27 protein-coding genes are annotated in these 22,569 nt (G+C 30.9%); all 27 read right to left on the bottom strand.

Annotated features, from left to right (window positions below; translation table 11 throughout):
* The 27 genes from BN2409_RS14985 to BN2409_RS15115 all read right to left on the bottom strand — a co-directional run bounded on the left by BN2409_RS14985 (window position 1) and on the right by BN2409_RS15115 (window position 22,562).
* Window positions 1-735: a FliA/WhiG family RNA polymerase sigma factor gene (locus tag BN2409_RS14985; RefSeq protein ID WP_053957411.1), complete on the bottom strand. Its 735-nt coding sequence runs from the start codon at window positions 733-735 to the stop codon at window positions 1-3.
* 13 nt (window positions 736-748) lie between these two features.
* Window positions 749-1,096 (bottom strand): hypothetical protein, encoded by a 348-nt coding sequence (locus tag BN2409_RS14990; protein ID WP_053957412.1) that lies wholly within the window; start codon window positions 1,094-1,096, stop codon window positions 749-751.
* Window positions 1,093-1,578, bottom strand: a complete 486-nt coding sequence (locus BN2409_RS14995; protein WP_053957413.1) for a chemotaxis protein CheD — start codon at window positions 1,576-1,578, stop codon at window positions 1,093-1,095. Before BN2409_RS14995 ends, BN2409_RS14990 begins: the two co-directional genes overlap by 4 nt.
* Window positions 1,578-2,195, bottom strand: a complete 618-nt coding sequence (locus BN2409_RS15000; RefSeq protein WP_053957414.1) for a chemotaxis protein CheC — start codon at window positions 2,193-2,195, stop codon at window positions 1,578-1,580. The genes BN2409_RS14995 and BN2409_RS15000 overlap by 1 nt, the downstream gene beginning before the upstream one ends.
* Window positions 2,196-2,225: 30 nt before the next feature.
* Window positions 2,226-2,678, bottom strand: a complete 453-nt coding sequence (locus tag BN2409_RS15005; RefSeq protein WP_053957415.1) for a chemotaxis protein CheW — start codon at window positions 2,676-2,678, stop codon at window positions 2,226-2,228.
* Window positions 2,679-2,733: 55 nt separating this feature from the next.
* Window positions 2,734-4,740 (bottom strand): chemotaxis protein CheA, encoded by a 2,007-nt coding sequence (locus BN2409_RS15010; RefSeq protein WP_053957416.1) that lies wholly within the window; start codon window positions 4,738-4,740, stop codon window positions 2,734-2,736.
* A gap of 3 nt (window positions 4,741-4,743) precedes the next feature.
* Complete coding sequence (locus BN2409_RS15015) at window positions 4,744-5,796, bottom strand: protein-glutamate methylesterase/protein-glutamine glutaminase (protein WP_053957417.1); 1,053 nt, start codon at window positions 5,794-5,796, stop codon at window positions 4,744-4,746.
* Window positions 5,797-6,459, bottom strand: coding sequence for a flagellar brake protein (locus BN2409_RS15020; RefSeq protein WP_053957418.1), 663 nt, complete (start codon window positions 6,457-6,459; stop codon window positions 5,797-5,799).
* A gap of 20 nt (window positions 6,460-6,479) precedes the next feature.
* A complete protein-coding gene (locus BN2409_RS15025; protein ID WP_053957419.1) occupies window positions 6,480-7,391 on the bottom strand; it encodes a MinD/ParA family protein in 912 nt (303 codons plus the stop codon).
* Entirely contained in the window at window positions 7,384-8,514 is a 1,131-nt protein-coding gene (flhF, locus tag BN2409_RS15030) for a flagellar biosynthesis GTPase FlhF (protein ID WP_053957420.1), read from the bottom strand. Before flhF ends, BN2409_RS15025 begins: the two co-directional genes overlap by 8 nt.
* 1 nt (window position 8,515) lies before the next feature.
* Window positions 8,516-10,543: a flagellar biosynthesis protein FlhA gene (gene flhA / locus BN2409_RS15035; RefSeq protein WP_053957421.1), complete on the bottom strand. Its 2,028-nt coding sequence runs from the start codon at window positions 10,541-10,543 to the stop codon at window positions 8,516-8,518.
* 15 nt (window positions 10,544-10,558) lie between these two features.
* A complete protein-coding gene (flhB, locus tag BN2409_RS15040; RefSeq protein WP_053957422.1) occupies window positions 10,559-11,644 on the bottom strand; it encodes a flagellar biosynthesis protein FlhB in 1,086 nt (361 codons plus the stop codon).
* 4 nt (window positions 11,645-11,648) lie between these two features.
* The gene (gene fliR, locus BN2409_RS15045) at window positions 11,649-12,413 is read right to left on the bottom strand and encodes a flagellar biosynthetic protein FliR (protein WP_207642571.1); all 765 of its coding nucleotides are present in this window, start codon (window positions 12,411-12,413) and stop codon (window positions 11,649-11,651) included.
* A 36-nt stretch (window positions 12,414-12,449) separates the two neighbouring features.
* Complete coding sequence (gene fliQ, locus BN2409_RS15050; RefSeq protein ID WP_479691180.1) at window positions 12,450-12,692, bottom strand: flagellar biosynthesis protein FliQ; 243 nt, start codon at window positions 12,690-12,692, stop codon at window positions 12,450-12,452.
* Between the two features lie 38 nt (window positions 12,693-12,730).
* Window positions 12,731-13,504 carry a flagellar type III secretion system pore protein FliP gene (gene fliP, locus BN2409_RS15055; RefSeq protein ID WP_053957425.1) on the bottom strand — a complete coding sequence of 258 codons (774 nt, stop codon included), beginning with the start codon at window positions 13,502-13,504 and terminating at the stop codon, window positions 12,731-12,733.
* 2 nt (window positions 13,505-13,506) lie between these two features.
* Complete coding sequence (locus tag BN2409_RS15060) at window positions 13,507-13,950, bottom strand: flagellar biosynthetic protein FliO (protein ID WP_053957426.1); 444 nt, start codon at window positions 13,948-13,950, stop codon at window positions 13,507-13,509.
* A gap of 18 nt (window positions 13,951-13,968) precedes the next feature.
* The gene (locus tag BN2409_RS15065) at window positions 13,969-14,331 is read right to left on the bottom strand and encodes a response regulator (RefSeq protein ID WP_053957427.1); all 363 of its coding nucleotides are present in this window, start codon (window positions 14,329-14,331) and stop codon (window positions 13,969-13,971) included.
* Between the two features lie 15 nt (window positions 14,332-14,346).
* Window positions 14,347-15,504, bottom strand: a complete 1,158-nt coding sequence (gene fliY, locus BN2409_RS15070) for a flagellar motor switch phosphatase FliY (protein WP_053957428.1) — start codon at window positions 15,502-15,504, stop codon at window positions 14,347-14,349.
* A gap of 1 nt (window position 15,505) precedes the next feature.
* The gene (gene fliM / locus BN2409_RS15075) at window positions 15,506-16,492 is read right to left on the bottom strand and encodes a flagellar motor switch protein FliM (RefSeq protein WP_053957429.1); all 987 of its coding nucleotides are present in this window, start codon (window positions 16,490-16,492) and stop codon (window positions 15,506-15,508) included.
* A 15-nt stretch (window positions 16,493-16,507) separates the two neighbouring features.
* Window positions 16,508-16,930, bottom strand: coding sequence for a flagellar basal body-associated FliL family protein (locus tag BN2409_RS15080; protein WP_053957430.1), 423 nt, complete (start codon window positions 16,928-16,930; stop codon window positions 16,508-16,510).
* Window positions 16,931-16,954: 24 nt separating this feature from the next.
* A complete protein-coding gene (locus BN2409_RS15085; RefSeq protein WP_053957431.1) occupies window positions 16,955-17,698 on the bottom strand; it encodes an OmpA/MotB family protein in 744 nt (247 codons plus the stop codon).
* A complete protein-coding gene (locus BN2409_RS15090; RefSeq protein WP_053957432.1) occupies window positions 17,699-18,481 on the bottom strand; it encodes a motility protein A in 783 nt (260 codons plus the stop codon).
* Window positions 18,482-18,484: 3 nt separating this feature from the next.
* Complete coding sequence (locus BN2409_RS15095; protein WP_053957433.1) at window positions 18,485-18,706, bottom strand: flagellar FlbD family protein; 222 nt, start codon at window positions 18,704-18,706, stop codon at window positions 18,485-18,487.
* Window positions 18,707-18,749: 43 nt separating this feature from the next.
* Window positions 18,750-20,279 carry a flagellar hook protein FlgE gene (locus BN2409_RS15100; RefSeq protein WP_053957434.1) on the bottom strand — a complete coding sequence of 510 codons (1,530 nt, stop codon included), beginning with the start codon at window positions 20,277-20,279 and terminating at the stop codon, window positions 18,750-18,752.
* Window positions 20,280-20,353: 74 nt separating this feature from the next.
* On the bottom strand, window positions 20,354-20,716 hold the full coding sequence (locus BN2409_RS15105) for a TIGR02530 family flagellar biosynthesis protein (protein ID WP_110943169.1): 363 nt from the start codon (window positions 20,714-20,716) through the stop codon (window positions 20,354-20,356).
* 2 nt (window positions 20,717-20,718) lie between these two features.
* Window positions 20,719-21,177: a flagellar hook capping FlgD N-terminal domain-containing protein gene (locus tag BN2409_RS17580; RefSeq protein WP_053957435.1), complete on the bottom strand. Its 459-nt coding sequence runs from the start codon at window positions 21,175-21,177 to the stop codon at window positions 20,719-20,721.
* Window positions 21,178-21,188: 11 nt separating this feature from the next.
* Window positions 21,189-22,562 carry a flagellar hook-length control protein FliK gene (locus BN2409_RS15115; RefSeq protein ID WP_053957436.1) on the bottom strand — a complete coding sequence of 458 codons (1,374 nt, stop codon included), beginning with the start codon at window positions 22,560-22,562 and terminating at the stop codon, window positions 21,189-21,191.
* Window positions 22,563-22,569: the final 7 nt, after the last annotated feature.

Genomic DNA, 22,569 nt, shown 5'->3' on the forward strand with positions numbered 1-22,569 from the left:
TTATAAAAGCTTTTGCATTTTCCCCTTTAATTTTAAAATTGCCTTTGTATGCAATTGTGAAATTCTTGATTCAGATACTCCTAAAATATTAGAAATTTCTTTATATGTCAGTTCAGAATAATAATATAATTGAATAATTTTTTGTTCTCTCTCAGGTAACTCTTCTAAAGTTCCTAATAATATATTTTTCATCTCTTGCTGCTCAAAATGTTTTTGTGGCTCGTAATCTATATCTTCATCTACAATTGTAAAATTAGAGTGATTATTCATCTTTTCTTCTAGTGATACTACTGAAAACGAGTGTACTTCAGAAAGCATCTTGTTGAGTTCTTCTGTGGTAATATTTAATTCACATGCTAATTCTTCTTCATTCCCACTTCTTCCCAATTTATTTTCAATAGATTTGTATGCATCTTCAATTTTTTTATATTTTTGTCTTACAGATCTTGGAACCCAATCTAAAAGTCTTAATTGATCAATAATAGCTCCTCTAATTCGAATATGAGCATAAGTTTCAAATTTAGTATTTTTTTGTGGATCATATTTGTCAATAGCATCTAATAATCCAAATATTCCATAACTTACCAAGTCTTCAAAATCTGTATGATTTCCATATCGAACATATAGTCTTCCTGAAATAATTTTTACCAAATCAATATATCTTACGATTAATTCATCTTTCACTTTTTTATCTCTAGTTTGAATATACGTCTCCCATAATTGTTGATCTTCCATTTTTTATACCCCCTTAAGATTCGGTGGTAGTATGATCTGTTTTGTGAAGATGTTTTATTTCATTATTTTCTAAATTTAAGGGGATAAATTCATCATCTCCTTCACTCAATAACTCTTCAGTCAAATCTTCTGGTGGAATCACTAAATCTATTTTATTTTCATCTGGTTTGTCTACTAGACTTTTCATCATATTCTTTATGAAAAATTTCAAACTAATAAATATAATTATATAAAATATACCAGTCCGCTTTATAAAAACTTCAAAACTCATATGATGAATTCCTGCAATCAAAGTACTTATAAACAAACATACTAAAGTTGCTATATACGGGATATAATTAAACTTTTTAAGATTATTCATATTTCTTTCATTCCTTGACCTATAGTTTTTATAAGTAAAATTCCTGTATTTCCATATATTTCTATGGTCCTACCATAATTTCCTCCTGTATCTTCTGCAACAATAGGTATATTTAATTGTTTAAGTATTTCTTTTGATGCCAACGTATTTCTTTCTCCTATTTTCATAATATCATTTTTATTGGCAAAAGCAAACATCTGTGCTCCTCCTGCCAATTTACTTACTAATCTTCTTTGATTTGCTCCTAATTTTAAAACCTTCTCTAATAAAAGTACAATAGCCGTATCTGCAAATTTTGCTGGATTTGTATTGTTTCTAATGGTTTTACTTGAGGGTAACATTACATGTGCTAAACCTACTACTTTTGTAACAGGATCATACAGTGTAACTCCTACGCATGATCCTAATCCTAAAGTGGTTAAACCTGCATCTCCCTTTGTAACATTTAAATCAGCCATACCTACCTTAATCATCTCTTTCATTATTCTAAGACTCCTAAACTTTTTAATAGAATTTCAAAGGAATCGACATCTGGTACTAAAAAGAAATATCCCTTTATATTGTCATCTCCTTCATTAAATTCAGTTTCAATTAATAATACCTTATCTCCTACTTGACCATATTGAATAATAGGTACACTTAAAATGGCTCCTGCCATATCTAAAGATAAAGAAGGTATGGAAATTTTTAAATTAAGTCCTGTTAATGCTGTTAGAGATGATATATAAGCACCAGAAAGTATATTTCCTATTTCTTGAAGGGCTGACTGATCTATTGCATCTAAAATCTCAGAGTCATCATCTTTATATAAAAGCATATTTGCTAATATTCTAGAGGATTTCATAGTTAATAAAAACATAATATTTCCTGTGAGATCTCCATCTACATCAAAATATATACCACATACAGGTATTTCTGCTCCTCCCAAAAGTTCTGCCACTTCTTTAAATTCTAATACCTCTACTTTGGGAACATTCATATCTATTTTTCTATTTACCATTTTTGCCAATGCTGTTGCTGCATTCCCAGCACCAATATTTCCAATTTCTTTTAAAACATCTAATTGCATATTGTTCATTTCTTCAATGGAAATTCCCATATTTATCCCACCTTCAATCTAATGATTGTATTAGCTTTCTTCTCCATTTTCTAATATTTTAGATAAATCTAATAAAATAATAATTCTTTCTTGATTTTTGCCAATTCCCTTCACATAATCATTTTTTAAGTTATCTGACATATTTGGAACATCATCAATATCTGCCATATCTAAATGTAATACTTCTGAAGAAGAATCTACTAACAATCCCATAATCATTTCATCTATGTTTACAATAATAATTCTAGACTCTTCACTTATTTCTCCATGAGGTAGACCAAATCTCTTTCTTAAATGAATAACAGGTACAACTTCCCCTCTTAAATTGATTACGCCTTCTACAAAGTTAGGTGCATAAGGAACTCTGGTAATATCCATAACTTTTTCAATAGTTTGGACGTTAAGAATATCTATCCCATAATATTCATCATTTAATTTAAATAATACATATTGATTTTCTGTTGCAACTAATTTCTCACTCATATTTTCCCCTCCTTTATTTACTTTTTCAAACCTACAATTTTTATATGAATTTTATTTAAAAAAGAGAGTTTGTATCTACAATCAAAGCAACTTGTCCATTTCCTAAGATAGTAGCTCCTGCAATACAGTGGATACCTGCCAAGAATTTTCCTAATGATTTGATTACAATTTCTTGTTGCCCAATTAAATGATCTACTACAAATCCTGCTGTTTTATCTCCTTTTCTAGCAACTACCACAGTTAAATCTCCTTCATAAGAATGGTTAGACTCAACATTTAATATTTGATTCATTCTTAAAATAGGCAATGTTGTATTTCTATATAATACTACTTCTTGATCTTGTATTTTCCTTATTTTACTTGAATCTATTGTAATAATTTCTTTTATAGAGTTTAGTGGCATAGCATATTTTTCTTCTCCAATCATCACAAGTAAAGCTTGAATAATAGCCAAAGTAAGAGGCAATCGAATAATAAATATCGTTCCTGAACTAGAAGTTTTTACTTCTACTACCCCTCCTAAAGATTCAATCTTTGTCTTTACAACATCTAATCCTACACCTCTACCAGAAATATCTGATATTTGATCTGCTGTACTAAATCCTGATTTAAATAATAAATTTACAGCTTCTTTATCATCCATTATTTCTGCTTGCTCTTTTGTAACAATACCTTTGTCTATAGCTTTTTTCTTTACTTTTTCAACATTTACCCCTTGACCATCATCTTCCACTTCAATTACTACGCTATTTCCATCTGGATAAGCATTCAATTTAACTGTTCCAATTTCTGACTTTCCATGCTTTTTACGAGTTTCTGGATCTTCTACTCCATGATCTATAGAGTTTCTAATCAAATGAATCAGAGGGTCTCCAATTTCATCAATAACTGTTCTATCTACTTCTGTATCTTCTCCTAACATGACAAGAGAAATTTCTTTTCCTAGTTCTTTTGAAAGGTCTCTTACCATTCTTGGGAATCTATTAAAAACTCTGTCAATAGACACCATTCTTACCTTCATCACTGCATCATGAAGATTAGTAGTAATTCTTTCAAGATACTCAATAGCTTCATTCATATTTTGCTTTTTCCCTGACTCATCTATTTCCTCAAGTCTTGATCTTGTAATAATCAATTCACTTACAAGATTCATAAGATTATCCAGTCTATCTATATCTACTCTTACCGTTTTTCCTACCTTTGGTTTCTTTGTATGTGTAGCTGTATTTTCACTTTTTTCTTCTTTTTTGATTTCTTGTTGTTCTTCTATTTTATTTTCTGTCTCTACATCTTCAGTAGAAAAATTTATATGTACTTCTTCTATTAGCACATTTTCTATTTCTGATATACTAATAATCTTTTGCTGTATAGTATCTTGGTCTAATGCAGATATAATAATCAACTCAAAGCTTGAATCAAATTTTTCATCTTCAATATCTTCTACAGGAGGATTAGATTTTAAAATTTCACAGTCTTGTTCTAAAGTATTAAAAATAATAAAAGCTCTAGCCGCCTTTAGCATACAATTAGGATTTAAATCTATTTGCATTTTGTAACAATTATACCCTTCTTGTATAGCCTTTTGAGCAACACCCTTTGAAAATTCTTCTATTTCTATAGAAATATTTCCTGCTTCTTGAGAAGAAGTTTGGTTATCTTTTTCAACTACTTCTTCACTTTCTCCATGAATAATTTCATGAAGCTTTTTTACTAAATAATCTGAATCCATATCCCCTTCAGTTCCTGAATTGCTCACTTCATTAATATAGCCTTCTAATGTATCTAAGCATTCAAATAATATATCTACAATTTTTTCTGACAATTCCATTTCATTACTTCTCAAAAGCTGTAATACATTTTCCATTTCATGAGTAAGATTGGCTACTTTCGTATATCCCATAGTAGCTGACATACCTTTTAGTGTATGGGCAATTCTAAAAATTTCATTTACTAATCCTATATCCTTATGATTGTTCTCAAGTTCTAGTAAACTTTGATTCATATTTTGTAAATGTTCTTTTGACTCCTCGATGAAAATGTCTAAATATTGGTTCATATCCATTTTTTACACCCCCACAATTTTAGTTATGGTCGTAGCTATATCTTGCAATGATACAATTTGATCAATACAACCTAGGTTCACAGCTGATTTTGGCATACCGTATACTACACAGGTTTCTTCATTTTGAGCAATGGTATATCCATTTTGCTCCTTTATATTTTTCATTCCTTCAGCGCCATCAGCGCCCATACCTGTCATAATCACTCCTACTAAATTATTTAACTTTAACTCCGCTAAAGAGTTCATCATAGCATTGACAGATGGCCTATGCCCTGATACAAGATCGTCTTTAGAAAGATGGATCTTTAAAATTGCTTGATCTTTTACAACTCTTAAATGATATCCTCCTGGTGCAATATAAGCACATCCAGCCTGTAAAACATCTCCATTTTCAGCTTCTTTTACATGAATTTCTGACAAATTATTCAATCTATCTGCTAAGGATTTTGTAAATCCTGCTGGCATATGTTGTACAATTAGAATACTTGCTGGAATGTTCTTAGGCAAATAAGGAATCACATCTTGTAATGCTCTTGGTCCACCCGTTGATGTCCCAATAGCTACAATCTTTTTTATATATTTGTTTTCTCTACTTAATACAGCTTTATCTATCTTTTTTGTTCTCACAATATGGTCACGCAAGCTAGTCGTTACTTTTGCTTTTGCTGCTATTTTAATTTTTTCTGTCAATAAAGATTTCATTTCGTCTGTATTCATTTTAAATATATTCGTAGGCTTCGTAATAAAATCAACAGCTCCTAATTCTAATGCTTTTAAAGTAGCCTCAGCTCCTTCCATAGTAATACTGCTAACCATTACTACAGGTAAAGGATGCTCTTTCATAATTTCTTTTAATGTAGAAATTCCATCTAAAATTGGCATTTCTACATCCATGGTTACAATATCTGGAGAATATTCTTTAATCTTTCCTAAAGCTTCCTTTCCATTTCTAGCCGTTGCTACTACATGTAGGTCTTGATCTAAATTGATAATATCTGAAACGATTTTTCTCATAAACGCGGAATCATCTACTACTAAAACATTTATTTTTTTCATCTAAACCAACCCCCTTTGTCTCATTTTTCTTTCAGTTTCAAAAATAAAGGAGATGATTTGTTCTCTATCTTTTTCATCAATCTCTTTAAAAGCAATTCCTATATCATAATCACCTTTTGTTTCGTCTGAAGATATACATCTCAGTATCTCTCCCCTTGCAAAAACAAGTTTTTCATCAATCAAAAGATCAATTTCTACTATACTTCCTTTTTCTATTTCTTCTTTAATAATAGCTCTTAGTCCACCACCGCTAATGTCTTTGGTAAGAAAAGCAATTTTTTCTCCTCTTCCTTTTTCCTTGATTGTTAATTTGCCACTCAAAACAACAGCTAATCTATAAAAATCTCTTCTTTGTATGCGAAAAACCGCGCCCATTCTTTTTACTTTTAAGTAAGACCACCCTTGATCATTTTTTCTTTCTATAATTTTTGCGCGAAATCCATAGATTCCTAAATTTTGTTTGAAATAACTAATTTTTATTTGTGCATCCACTGGAATAGGTGCAGTTATATTTTTGTAAGTAGGTGTTGCAATAATCATCGTATCTTCATCTATCATATCCATAATTTTACTAGTCAAATATTTCATATCATTGGTTTTTTGGACATCTATCCATTCTATTTGAATCTTAGTTCCAAGCTTTGGTAAAATCTTGTTTTTCATATTTCACCCTACCTTTACTTCTAAACTGGTCTTTTACATTTATCTAAGAATTTATATATAAATCTTTTTAAACCTCCTACCTCTGAAACTTCTTCATTAGATTCATAAATCAACTTAGACGCTATAGATTCTACACTTTTACTAATTAAACTATTCGGAAAACTTAGCAAAAAAGGTTTTTGAAGCTTTACAGATTTAGATACTAAAGGATCATCATATAAATAGCCTAATCGTTCTAATGGTATATTTAAAAATTTTTGAGAAACCATATTAAGCTTATTAAAAATTTCCATTCCTTCTTTAGGATTTTCTGCTCTATTAATTAATACCCTAATAATTTTATCTTTATCTTTTAATACAAGATTTTTCAGCATTGCATAAGCATCTGTAATAGATGTAGGCTCAGGAGTAGTCACTAAAATCACTTCACTTGCAGCATCTACAAAAGATAAGACAGAATCATTAATTCCTGCGCCTGTATCTATCAATATAAAATCCATATTTTTTCCAAGATGTCTTAAGCTATCGATAACATTACTAATTTGTTCTTCATTTAAATTTACTAATTCTTTCAGTCCAGAACCTCCTGATATAAATTGAATACCCCCTGGACCCTTTACTACAATTTCATGTATTTCTTTTTCTGATCGAATCATGTGAGCCAAAGTATATTTAGGAATGACTCCTAAAATTACATCAATATTTGCCAAGCCTAAGTCTGCATCTAAAATAGTCACTTTATATCCTAATTTAGTTAAAGCCAAGCCTAAATTAATCGTAAAGTTAGATTTGCCTACTCCACCTTTTCCACTCGTAACGGTAATGACTCTAGTATTCATTTTTTCATCTTCTATTTTAACCATTCTATCTTGATTATTTTGCTCTTTAATATTATGAATCATCTCTCTTAATTTTTTAGCTTGATCATTCATTTGATTCACCAACAATTGCATTTGCAATTTTTTCAGGATCTGCAATTTCTATATCATCTGGAACACTTTGACCAATAGTAACATAAGAGAGATTTTTTCCAGTAAATATTTTAGTATTTAATATATTTCCAAACCCATCTGATTCATCTAATTTGGTAAATAGCAATCGATAATCATCTAAAAATTCGTAAGCATTGACAATATTCATGATATCTTTATATCCAGTGGTTGCACTCATTACCAAAAAAATTTCTGGATCTTTAATATATTGAATCATCTCTTTTATTTCCTCAAGTTGTATACTACTTTTGTGGTTTCTCCCTGCTGTATCTATTAAAATAATATCTTTATCTGAATAACCTTTTATGGCTTCTTCTATTTCTTGTGATTCATAAATAACCTTAACTGGAATTCCTAATATTTCACCATAAGTTCTTAATTGCTCTACCGCAGCAATTCTATAGGTATCTGATGTAATAAATCCTATAGATTTATTTTGTCCAATAGAAAGTTTTGCAGCTAATTTTGCTAAAGTCGTTGTTTTTCCAACTCCTGTAGGCCCTACAAATAATATAATCTTTTGCCCCATTTCTTCTTTCATAGGCTCAGCTACACCTAAATACTCTTTTATAACCATTTTAATCGTTTTACAAATTGCCTCTTCATTATCTTCTGAAAAACTAATTCTTTTTTTTGCAATATTAAGTATTTTTTCTATAATGCTTTTTTCAATATTTTTTTGTGAAAGTAAATCATAATATTTTTCAAACATGGTAGGATTTTTAGCTGTGTCTCTTTGGGGATTTAGTTCTACCTTCTCTATAAAATTATTCAATAAGTCTTGAATATTTCCTACTTGTTGTTGTAATTGTTCCATTTTGTTAGATTCTTCTTTTGGCTGGATATTTTTTTTCTCATTTAATCTAGTCTTATATTCTATAGGCTTTTTATCATTGTCCTCTATTGCAGCTACCATTTCTATAAGCGGTTTTTTAAAAAAACCAGAAATTCCTGGTCTTTTTATTTTTCTTGAATGCAATATAACTGCATTGACTCCTAATTCTGTTTTTACTTTTAACATAGCTTCCTGTGCATTACTTGCTATATATCTTTTTACTTTCATATTATACACTCACCACCCCAACAGACTGTACTTCAACTTTTGAATCCAGTTCATTATAAGATAAAACAATTAATTCCGGCGCTAACTGTTCTGTTAATCTTTTAAAGTATACCCTTACAATAGGTGAAGTCAATATAATGGGTTGCTCTCCAATAGACATTAGTTTTTCTACTTGCTTTGCAAGACTGTTTAAAATACTTTGTGCTGTATTTGGATCTACATTTAAATATGAACCATGCTCCGTTTGTTGAATAGACTCCATAATTGTTTGTTCTAATTCTTTGTCTAATGTAATCACTTTTGCACTATTACCTTGTATAAACTGCTTTGTAATAGCTCTAAACAAAGATTGTCTTACGTATTCAGTAAGCATATCTGTATCTCTTGTCATGGCTCCATAATCTGCTAAAGTTTCTAATATACTCACCATATCTCGAATAGAAATACCTTCTTTTAATAAATTAGATAATACTTTTTGTACTTCTCCAATAGATAAAATTTTAGGCACCAATTCTTCTACCAATGCTCCATGATGCTCTTTTAAATTGTCTAATAAAGCTTTTACTTCTTGTCTTCCTAATAGTTCATGAGCATGTCTTTTTACAATTTCAGTCAAATGAGTGGACACTACTGAAGAAGGATCTACTACAGTATATCCAAATATTTCTGCTTTTTCTCTTTCTTCTTCTTCTATCCATTTTGCTGGCAATCCAAAGGCTGGCTCTACTGTATCAATTCCTTGAATATCTCCTTGAGCTCCACCTGGATTCATAGCTAAATAATGATCAAATACAATATCTCCTTTTGCTACTTCTATACCTTTTATTTTAATCACATATTGATTGGATTCTAATTGAATATTATCTCTTAAGCGAATCATAGGTACAACAATTCCTAATTCTAATGCGCATTGCCTTCTAATCATTACCAATCTATCAAATAAATCTCCTCCTTGATGAGGATCGGCTAAAGGAATGATTCCATATCCAAACTCAAGTTCAATGGGATCTACTTGAAGAAGTGGTAATACATTTTCAGGTTTTCTAATCTCTTCTACCTGATCATCTGTTGTAACCGTTTCTTCTTCTTCTATATTTTCTTTAATAGACTTTCTAAGAACGAATCCTAAATATAAAAATACTGCACTTAAAAGAAAATATGGAATGGTAGGTAGTGGTGTTAATCCTAAAAAGAATAATACACCTGATATGATAAACATAATTTTAGGTTCTCTAAATAATTGCTTTAGCACATCATTTCCTAAGTCAGAATCCGATGCCGCTCTTGTTACTACAATACCTGTAGCTGTTGAAATTAAAAGTGCCGGTATCTGACTTACCAATCCATCTCCAACAGTAAGTAGTGTATATTTTTGTAATGCCTCACTAAAGCCTAATCCCTTTCCCATGATTCCTAAAACAAATCCTGCTGTAATATTGATGATGGTAATAATGATTCCTGCAACTGCATCTCCCTTTACAAACTTACTGGCTCCATCCATAGCTCCATAAAAATCAGCTTCCCTTTGTATCTTGGTTCTTCTTTCACGAGCCTGCATTTCATCAATTAAACCAGAGTTTAGATCTGCATCAATAGCCATTTGCTTTCCTGGCATTGCATCTAATGTAAATCTTGCAGATACCTCCGATACTCTTTCTGCTCCCTTTGTGATTACCATGAATTGAATAATGATAATAATTAAGAAAATAATAAACCCTACAATAGCATCTCCACCAATTACAAATTCTCCAAAAGCTTCAATTACACTCCCTGCATTTCCTTTTGAAAGAATATATCTAGTAGTAGAAATATTTAAGGATAATCGAAATAAAGTTGTAAGCAGAAGCATAGATGGAAAAATAGCAAATTGTAAAGGCTCTTTATTATAAACAGAAATCAAAAGAATCAGCAAAGATAGTGATATATTTAAACTTAATAATACATCTAAAAATGGAAGTGGAACAGGAATAATAATTAGTAAAATAACAGCTATAATAGCCAGTGATACAACAATATCACCAAATTTCATTTTTTATTCCTCCTATTACATATTTTTTACTTTATATACATAAGCTAGAACCTCTGCAACTGCTTGATAAAGATCTGGAGGAATAAAATCTCCTATCTCCACAGTAGAATAAAGAGTACGAGCTAACATTCTATTTTCAACCATAATAATGTCATTTTCAGAAGCAATTTGTTTAATCTTTTGTGCTATCAAATCTTTCCCTTTTGCAAGTACAATAGGCGCTTCTTCAAGAGTACTATCGTATCTTATAGCAATTGCATAATGGGTTGGATTTGTAATAATTACATCCGCTTTTGGAATATCTTGCATCATTCTATTCATTGCCATTTGTCTTTGTCTTTCTTTAATTTTTCCTTTTATTTGAGGATCTCCTTCTATTTGTTTATATTCTTCTTTTATTTCTTGTTTTGACATTTTTAATTCTTTTTCATATTCAAATTTTTGATAATAATAATCTACTACAGCTAAAATCATCAAAACAATAGCAGCTCGAAATCCAATTCCTACAGTAACCTTTCCTAAATATCCTATAATTTGAAGAATATCCATATCCATCAAATCAACCATGTTTTTAGATTGCTTCATTACATAACTAAAAGTAATATATCCTACTGCACATAACTTAATCATAGATTTTAAAAACTCTACTATAGGTTTTAACGAAAAATACTTTTTCATTCCATTAATCGGATTGATTCTGCTAAATTTGGGTTGTAATGGTTTTGTAGTAAATAAAAATCCTACTTGCACATAACTACAAATAATACCCATTATAAATGCTGTTCCTACAACAGGGGTTACAATTTTACCTGTCAATAAAGCACTATTTAAAAAAAGTTTATGGATTCCATTTGTATTGAATAAACCTTCAATATCTTTCATCTCTAAAAAAATATTTTTTGTAAAAATCATAAAATTGCGATAAATAAAATTTCCCATCAAACTTAACACAAAGAATGTACATAATAAAATTAATGCGGAGTTAATCTCTCTGCTTTGTAAAATCTGTCCTTCTTCTCTTGCTTCTTTTTTTCTTTTAGGTGTAGCTTCTTCTGTTTTTTCTCCATTAAAAAGTTGTAAATCTATAGGAAACAAATACATGAATTCATCCTCTTATTACTAAATTTAAAAAACTATAAAGACTTTCAAACATATGTGCAAAAATATTCTCAAAAAACCCTACATATAATGGGAGCATTAATAAAATCATAATCAGTCCTATAAATATTTTCATAGGCATTCCCACTATGAAAACATTCATTTGAGGCATGGTACGAGCTAGCACTCCTAATACTACATTAGAGATAAAAATTGTAACTAAAATCGGGGCACTCATTTTAAAAGCTATGACAAATGTACTTCTCATGATTTCTATTATTTTTTCAATCATACTCTCATGAATCACTAAACTATTTAAAGGAACACTAGTAAAACTATATTTTAGAGCATAAATGAGTGTATGATGTCCATTTATAGAAAGAAAAATTAGGATTGCCATAATATAGAATAGATTTCCCATCAAAGGCACTTGGGTATCATCTTGCGGATTCATTACCTCTGCCATTGAAAAACCTATTTGCATATCAATAATACTTCCTACTAAATAGATAGAACTAAAAAATAAATAGCAAATAAATCCAATCATAAGACCAGTTACTAATTCCTTAAAACTTATAAAAAGCAAACTATAAAAGCTTCCTATTATAAAATCTTGTGGAACTTTTACAAATGGAAAAATAACCAATGATATAATCAATGAAAATCCTATTTTAATATGAGGCGGTATATTATTATGACTAAATACTGGTGCTACCACAAAAATCCCTATCACTCTTGCAAATACCAACAAAACTATGTCTATTTGATCCAAAAGACTTTGTATAATTTCCACTATGCTTCATCCAATCTATTTTATAAAATGATTAAGATTTATAAACAAGCTCTCTGTATAATCGACAATTCGATTTAAAATCCAAGGGCCAAAAACTACAATAGCAACTAATACTGATAATATTTTGGGTACAAATGCTAAAGTTTGCTCTTGTATTTGGGTAGTTGCTTGAAAAACACTTACTGCTAAGCCAACAATCAGCCCCAATAAAAGCATAGGAGCTGATAGCAATATAACATTTAGCATAGCTTCTTGCATTAAATCGATAATTTGGCCTTCATTCATTTAATCCACCTCTACTTAAATCCCATAATTAAAGACTTAATAATCAGATTCCATCCATCGACCAATATAAATAATAAAATCTTAAATGGCATAGAAATCATAACAGGAGGAAGCATCATCATCCCCATAGACATAAGTGTACTTGATACTACCATATCTATTACAATAAAAGGAATAAATAATACATATCCTATTTGAAAGCCAGTTTTTAATTCACTAATAATAAATGCTGGAATTAATGCTTTCGTAGGAATATCTTCAAGCTTTTTAGGTTTTTTACTTCCTGAAATATCAATAAAAAGAGATAGATCTTTTTCTCTTGTTTGCTTAAACATAAACCCTCGTACTGGCTTTAATGCATTCTCTATGGCAACCTCTTCTGAAATTTGTTGATTTAAATAAGGCTGTATAGCTTTTTCATTAATCTCAGAACCTATAGGTGCCATAATAAAAAAAGTAAGAAATACTGCGAGTCCAATCAATACTTGGTTTGGTGGTGTAGTTTGAGTTGCAATAGCTTTTCTAATAAATGACAATACAATAATAATTCTTGTAAAACAAGTCATCATCATTAAAATAGATGGTGCTAAAGCTAAAATAGTCAATATAAATAAAATTTGTATACTATTTGCCACTTCTTGAGGACTCTTTGCTTCATCTACATTTAATCCTATTTTAGGAATAGGAATCGAAGTCTCTGCAAAGGATATATGAAATGAAGAAATGATAAAAATTGTAATGAAAAAAATAAATATCCATGTTTTTTTTGTGTGTTTTCTCTTCATTCTTATTCGTCCTTATCTATATAGTCTTTAGAATGTTGAGTTCTATTTTTTATCTCTTTTAATTTTTCTACTATAAAACTTTTCACATTCTTATTATAATCTTCTTCATAAAGGGAATGATTTTTTTCATACATGTTCAAAAACAAGTCAAAGGACTGACTTTTTTGTATATCTGAAGTAATACTAATATCATCTTCATTGATCTTATCTAATACATGAATATTTTGTTTTGTAACAGCAATTAAATAATAAACATTCCCTACATGAAGCATATAAATAGATTTATCTATTCCTAAAGAAATTTTTTCAACAATTTTTATATTTCTACCCTTCAAGAAGGTAGTACCATTCTTAGCAATTAATCTTGTTACATAATATGCACCTGCAATAATAAAACAAAAAATCAATAAAATACTTAGCAAATACTTTACATCTGAGAAAGTCATCTTTCTTCCTTCTTTACTTTAGCCTAGTACTTTTTTTACAGCTTCTACAACTCTATCCGCTTGGAAAGGTTTTACAATAAAATCTCCAGCACCTGCTTGTATGGCTTCTATTACCATGGCTTGTTGGCCCATAGCAGAACACATAATAATCTTTGCTCCTGGATTAATTTTTTTGATTTCTTTCACTGCTTGTATCCCATCCACTTCTGGCATAGTAATATCCATAATCACCAACTCAGGATCTAATTCTTTATATTTTTCAATGGCTTTTGCACCATTTTCCGCCTCTCCTACCACATCAAATCCATACTTGATTAATACATCTTTAACCATCATTCGCATAAATGCAGCATCGTCCACTACTAAAATTCCCTTTGACATCTTTATTCCTCCTTTTTATTTAAGCTTGTTTATTCTTTTTGTAGGATGTACCATATCTGTAATTCGGACTCCATAGTTTTCATCAATAACCACAACTTCTCCTTTAGCCATAAATTGACCATTTACCAATATATCTAAAGGTTCTCCTACTAACTTGTCTAATTCTATCACAGTTCCTTGTGCAAAAGACAAAATTTCACTAATTTTCCTAGAAGTTCTTCCTAATTCTACAGTAATTTCTAAAGGTACATCTCTAATCAAACTAATATTTTCTTTTTCTGTACTGCTAAAGCCTTCATCAAAAGATGGAAACTGCGCAGGTTGAACATTAACTGGTTCCCTTCTATTCATATTGGTTTGCTGAGGTGCTTGATTGTAATGAGCTCCTATCTCTTGTTCTTGTGTTGGCATATTATATTGTGGTTGTGTAGATGTAGTAGATAAATTTTGCTCATAAGAAGAATTTGTATTATTTTGCTCATAATTTTCAAAATTTGTAGAAGTCCCACTTAATAAATTATGCACCAATTCCCTCGCAAAATCAATAGGGATAATCTGCATGATTTCACTATCAATAATATCTCCTACTACCATTCTAAAAGCAACTTTTACAATTCTATCACTATGATTGATAGATTCAAAATGTTGTGCTCCTGATGAAAAATTTACAGACAATGCCTTAGGAGGATGAATATCTATTTTACTATGAAACATTTCTGATAAAGAAGTGGAGGCTGAACCTACCATTTGATTCATAGCTTCTCCTATAGCACTTAAATGAAGTTCTGTTAAATCTCCTGTTACATTTGTTCCACTTCCACCCATCATTAAATCTGTAATAATTTTTACATCATCTTCTTGTAGTACTAAAAGATTTGTTCCTTCTATTCCTTCTTTATATCTAACCTCTACAACAACAAATGGAAGAGGATACTGCTGTGCTAATTCATCCATTGTAAGCACTGAAACCTTTGGTGTTGTAATGGTAACTTTCTGCCCTAATAAAGTAAACAAAGTAGTTGCTGAAGTCCCCATACTAATATTTCCAATTTCACCTAGTGCATCTTTTTCATCCTCAGATAGATCCTCTTGTAAAATTTCTTCTGCTTCTGGCTCTGGAGACGTTCCTTTTAACAACGCATCTATTTCCTCTTGTGAAAGCATATCTCCCATTCTAGTCATCTCCCTTCTCTACAACATCTTCTATTTGTATAGCCATTTTTTTCTTTTTGCTTCCTGGTTTTCCATAATACTTTAATTGATTCTCTACCAAGATTTTTACAGGTTCTTGAATCAATGTATCTAATTCAATGACATCTCCTATTTGAAGATCTAAAAATTCACTTACAGTGATATGGGTGCTGCCTAGAACAGCTCTAATAGATGCTTGTGTTTTTTCTATTCGATGAACCAATATTTCTTCATCTTCTATGGTTCTTTCCTTATTTGTATTTGTAAACCAAAGTCTTGTATTTAACTTTGGCAATATAGGTTCAATTACTAAGTGTGGAATGCATAAATTAACCATTCCTTCTACTTCTCCAATTTTGATGCTTAAAGTAACCAAAGCTATTGTTTCACTAGGTGAAACAATTTGTGCAAACTGAGAATTTGTTTCAATTTTTTCAAGTTTTGGTTCTAACTCTACTACATTTTCCCAAGGTTCTTGAAAAAGCTTTAAAATTTGCTTTACTAATTTTTTTAACAAAGAAATTTCTATTTCTGTAAAATTTCTCGTTTCTTCCATTGGTTTTCCATTGCCTCCTAAAATTCTATCAATGATGACAAAGGCAACTTCTGCTGTAATATCTAAAATAATTTGGCCTTCTAATGGTGCAAAATCAATGATTGCTAAAACAGCAGGATTAGATACAGAATTAATAAATTCATGGCTAGATAATTGTTCTACACTTAACACTTCAACTTGTGCTAAGCTTCTTAAGTATCCAGACAAAAAAGTGTTTAATGATCTTGCAAAATTTTCATGAATAATTTGCAATGTCCGCAATTGATCTTTTGCAAATTTATCAGGTCTTCTAAAATCATATTTTTTTACTTTTGCTTCTTGTGTTTCTGCTGTAATTTCTTGGGCATCTACTTCCCCACTACTTAAAGCTTGTATTAGGGCATCTATTTCACTTTGTGACAATACATCTGACAATTACGATCCCCCCTTTTATTGGACAATAAATTCTACGAAAAAAACATCCATAATTTCATCAGAGGGTACAACTTGTTTTATGGACTTTAAAACTTCTTGTCTCAAAGCTTTTTGTCCTTTTTCCCCAGATAAGTCTTCTTCTGTTTTATCTCTCAATAATTCAAGTATAGCATTGGTCATTTTAGGACGCTTTTCATCTAAAGTTTCTTTTAGCTTTTCATTGATCATTTCTACCTCTATATTTACTTTTAATACTTTTCTGCTATCCTTCACATTTGCATACATCTCTCCTATAGAATAGGTGTAAGTCTTCATGGGTTGAACTTGAGCTTGTTGTGCTCCTTTTTGATGAGTAGCAAAATAAAATGTAGCACCCATTACAACAGCAGTTAAAACAAAACCTATTACACTAAATAATATAATTTTTTTTGTTGTCATTTTCCTACGCCCCTTCTGAGCATTTTAATAATATGATTTTGAAAAATTAGAACGAAGTATTACAATATCTACTCTTCTATTTTTTGCTTTGTTTTCTAATGTATCATTTGGTGCAACAGGATGATACTCACTATATCCTGATGCAGAGAGCCTATTTGGATCTATTCCTGCTCCTTCAATAAAATATCTTACTACATTAGACGACCTAGTTACTGATAGTTCCCAATTGGTAGGAAACTTTTTTGAATAAAGAATTGGATCAGAATCTGTATGGCCTTCTACCGTTATATGCTTATCTATAAACTCTTCTTGCTTTAATAAATCAGATAGAAAAGATAAAGTTTGTATAGCAACAGGCTTTATCTCCGCTTTCCCTGAATCAAACAATACATTGTCCTTAAATCTCAGAAGCAGTCCTTTTGCATTCAAATCCACAAGCATTTGATCCTGCATTCCTTCTTGTTCAATATACTCATCTAATTCTTCTTTCAATTTTTTAAAATCTTCTAGTTCTTCTAGCTGCTTTGTAGCTTGATCTTCATCTAAAGCTTCATTTACATAAGGTGTATTGTCAAGTGTTTTTCCACCCTTTAATACTCCCAAAGACCCTTGCATAGATTGCATAACAGCTTGAAATTTTTGAGCATCGATGCTAGAGAAGGCAAATAAAAGAACAAAAAAGCAAAGGAGTAATGTCATCATATCGCTAAAAGTTGCCATCCATTCAGGAGCACCTGCCTTAACTTCTTCTTTTCTTTTTTTAGCCATCTACCCCTCCACTCCCTCTTTTTGAACAGACTCTTTTCTCTCTTTTGGTGGTAGAAAAGATTTTAATTTTATTTCTATGATTCTAGGATTTTCTCCAGCTTGGATAGATAAAAGACCTTCTACCATTACTTCTTTTATCATAATTTCTTCTCTACTTCTAATTTTTAATTTTGCTGCCATAGGTATAAAAAACAAATTGGCAAGTAGTGAACCATAAAAAGTAGTAATCAGTGCCACTGCCATACTCGGTCCTACTGACGAAGGATCAGATAATGTTTTTAACATATTAATAAGTCCTATCAGTGTTCCTACCATACCAAAGGCAGGCGCTAAACTTCCTAATGTATCAAAAATGCTTCTTCCATCTCCATGTCTTTCTTCCAAAAAAGCTAGTTCTGTTTCTAATATATTTCTTACCAATTCAGGATCTGTTCCATCTACGATAAGCATAACTCCTTTTTTAAGGAAATCATCATCAATTTTATCTGCTGCTTCCTCTAAGGCAAGTAGTCCTTCTCTTCTTGCAATATTGGCAATGTCAATAATCTTTCCAATTACTTCTGAAGCATTCATATTTTTAGTAGCAAATGTCTTTTTAGCTACTACTAAAGCATCTTTTACTTTATTGAGAGGATAGGCTACCAAACAACCTGCAACAGTTCCTCCCATAACAATAACAATAGATGGCATATCCACAAATGATGAAAGCTCTCCACTTAACAAAATTCCCCATACTACTAATCCCATTCCTGCAACAATCCCTAATATCGTAGCTAAATCCAAAGCCTACACCTCGTTTCTTAAGGAATTAAACTTTATGTCTATTTGTGAAAAAATTTTTTGTTTATATTTTATGATTTTATGAATCATTTCATCAGTATTTTCTAATACTACAACTTTTTTACCTGTTGTAAGAGTAATCACCGTATCTGGTGTAGACTCAATAGTTTCTATTAAATCCGAGTTTAATACATATTTTTTTCCACTTAATCTAGTCACTTCTATCATATGCATCTTCCTTTAAATTTCCGGGCTAAAAAGCCCGGAAAAATTATCTTTTTAAGTTTACAAGTTCTTGAAGCATCTCATCTGTGGTGGTAATTACTTTAGAGTTTGCTTGAAATCCTCTTTGAGTCGTAATCATATAAGTAAATTCTCTTCCTAAATCTACATTAGACATTTCCAAAGTTCCAGGACTTATATTTGCAAAACCATTACTTCCTGGAAGTCCTATTGAAGCATTTCCTGAGTTTCTAGTTTCTTGATACATATTAGATTGAGTCTTTTCAAGGCCTGCAGGGTTTCTAAAGTTTGCAATAGCAACTCTTCCTAATACTCTTCTCATACCATTTGAAAAATTCCCTATAATTTCTCCAGTTGGTGCTACAGAATATCCATCTAAAACTCCTTGTTTGTATCCTTTTCTTTGTATAGAAGTTTTAGATGTATCTGAAATTTGAGTCATTTTATTCAGATTAATCGGAAAAGTAAGTGCTCCTGCTCCATGTGTTAATGCTGTTCCTATAGTAATATTCATTTCCTTATTAGCTGGATCTGATATCATATTTCCATCTTTATCAAAAGTTAACTTAAATGACTTAGCTTCAAAACCGCCTGGATCTGTTCCAGGTGTTACAGTGATTGTTCCACTAGTATCATCTATTTTCCAACCTGTAGATTCTCCATCAGCTAACATAGCTCCGCCTGGAACCATATAAAAAGCATCTACTTGCCATTCACTAGTAGGGTCTGTTGGAGGAGTAGTAGTCGAATCACCTGGGTTTACTTGCATTTTAGTAAAAATCAATTTTATATTATGCTGGTTTCCAAAATCATCATAAACTTCTATAGTACTTTCATGACCTAAAGCTTCTGCAAGCTTATCATTTTGTCTATAAACAGGCACTCCTGCTGCTTTTGACGCTGGTCCATCAATTTGATAAAGCCCATTATCCCCAATTACATCAGGAGGATTTGTTGGATCAGGTACTATAGTAGTAAATGTTTCTGTTCCTGAATTTAAATTCCCATTCAAAGTTACGATATCTTCTCCTGGAATAGGTGGAACAGATGGTTTGGTTGCTTGCGGTGGATATACAACAGATCTATCTATTTTAAGTCCTTCTATACTAGTCTTAAGCCTTCCTGTATCATCTGCCATATATCCAAGTACTTTATATCCATCTTGTGTACATAAATTCCCATAATCATCTAATACAAAATTTCCTGCTCTTGTATAGTATCTATTTAAAAAATTTGCATCTCCTGATACCATAAAATATCCATCTCCGTTGATCATCATATCTGTAGGGTTGTCTGTCTTTTCAGGAGCCCCCATTCTTTGGATCACATCTACAGATCCTACATCAACCCCTAGACCCACCTGCATAGGATTTGTTCCTCCACGGCCATCTTGGGCTCCACCTGCACCTTTTATAGTTTGATTATAAGTTTCTTTGAAAGTAACCCTTGACCCTTTAAAGGCTACCGTATTTACATTTGTAATATTGTTTGCCACTACATCCATTTTGAATTGATGAGCACTCAAACCTGATACGGCTGAGAACATAGATCGCATCATTTTGCATAACCTCCCCTTTTATATTTGATCTCCTCTATCATTTAGAGATCTATAGCCTCCTTTATCAGGTCCAGCTATATGATTACAGCCCCGTCTATATTTGTAAAAATATTTTCTTTTAATTGTTCATTTGTTGCAACTGTAATAATAGTTTTATTCTTTACACTAGCAACAAATGCTTTATTGTCCATCAAAATTAGTGCTTCTTTTATCCCCTTTTGATTGGCTTTTGAAACCGCTTCATTAATTTTTGTCATCTCATTTGGATGTATTTTAATATTTCGAGATTCTAGCCTTTCTACTGCATGCTTTGAAAATTTTACCTCTTTATTAATTTCTTGATTCAATACTTGATCAAAGCCTTTTGATATAGGCTTATTTCGTGATACTGTTTGATTGATTTGAGGTCTTATATGATGAATCATCATCTTATTCATCTTTATTTCCCTCCATTATCCTTTGATGGAGTCTCTACTGGTGGCTTGATCCCATATGCTTCTAGTGCTTTATTTAAATTTACGAGCTGATTGAGTATTTCCTTATTATTATTAATAATCGTTTCATTAGATTTAATCATTTCATCCGCTATGATTTGTGTCCCTAATAAATTTTTTGCCGTAACCGTATTTAAATTTTGAAGTTGCTCCAAACTACTAAATTGTGCCATTTGAGCAATAAATTCTTTATCCTCTACTGGATTTAGTGGATCTTGATGACTAAGTTGTGTGACTAGCAATTTTAAGAAATCATCTTTTCCAAGTCTATCTTTAGCAGTGTTCTGCGCTTCTTTATCTGTATTTTTACTTCCCTCTACTTCTTTTTTTTGATTGATAGGTTTAAATACTAATTTATCATCATAAACATTGGTAGAACTTTGAGTAGAACTTATAGTACTCATTTTCTCACCTCCTATCCTAATTGATTGATTTGAGATTTTTCTGTAGAATTTATAGAGCTTAGCATCTCTTGAATCTTTAATTCGTCATTTTCAATAAATGGATCCATTGCTTTTGTATTTTTTCTCTTAAAATTCATATGTCCTTGCTGACTATTTTGTTTGGAATCTTGTCCTACACTTACATTAAATTGCTCAATTCCTAAACCCTTTTGTTGAAGTGCTTCTTTTAATCCATTAAAATTAGATTCTAATACTTCTTTAACTGCTTGATTTTCTGCAACAATATTAGCTACCACTACTCCTCTTTCAACAGATATGCTCATAGATAATTTTCCTAAATGCTCTGGTTTTAGCTGGATATTCATCTCTGATCCTTTTTCATCTACAATCACACTGGCTTTCTCTATAATTTGATTTAAAACAGAATCAAATTGAGGCTTTTGTAAAGAAGCTTGTGTTTTAATTTGTTCTACAATATTTTCTGTATTTGGCATAACAAATTGAGTTGGAATATCTTGAATAACTTTTTCATTTACAACAACTTTTGTCTGGAAATTTGCAAAAAATCCTCCTTTTTGTTTGTCTGGATTTTGGTTTTGCATAGATTCCTTTTGTTCACTATGTATTTCGTTTTTTATTTCTTTTCTTTCTGTAAATATTTCACTTTTTTCTTCTGTTTGAGTAAATGCATTTTTTTGTAGATTTTCTGTTTTCACTACCTCATTGTTTGCTTCAATCATATTCCTCGTGTTTTTAATAGGTTCCGCTTTCTCAGCAGCTTCCATCCATTCTTTCATCTGAGCTAAAATATTTTTAAAATCCTTTACAACATCCATATTTTCATCAGAAGAAATTAAAGTATTTTCCATTTCGCTTAGCAAAGAAAATATTTTTTCTTCCTGAGATTTTATATTCTCTAGATTCAATAAAGGATCTTTTGATAAACTTGTAAGTATTTCTTGTATTTCTCCTTTTAACTCCACAAACATTTCTTGTATTTCTTTATTTAATTCTGTAAAGTTGCTTTGATTCATCATATTTTCTAAATCATTCATTACTTGCATCATATTTTCTATGACTTCTTTTGGTATCTCTTGTTTTTCATTCTTCTTAATATCCTCTTTTATCTCATCTTTAGAAGAAGGCTTTACTTTTTCTTCTTTAATTTCATTCTGAGAAGAAGATTCTACCTTTGTCTCTTCTTTAATTTGAGGATCTTCCTTGATCTTTTGATCATCTTTTGGAACTTGTTTACTTTGTTCTTGACTAACTTTCTTAGTGAGTATGTCATCAAAAGCTTTACTTTTTTTAGGTTTCTCAGATAATTTAGATTTTGGCTCGATATTTCTTTGAATCATATTTGAACGGATCACCACGTTTTCCATCTTTTCA

The organism is Inediibacterium massiliense (genome assembly GCF_001282725.1).
Lineage (GTDB): Bacteria > Bacillota > Clostridia > Peptostreptococcales > Thermotaleaceae > Anaerophilus > Anaerophilus massiliensis.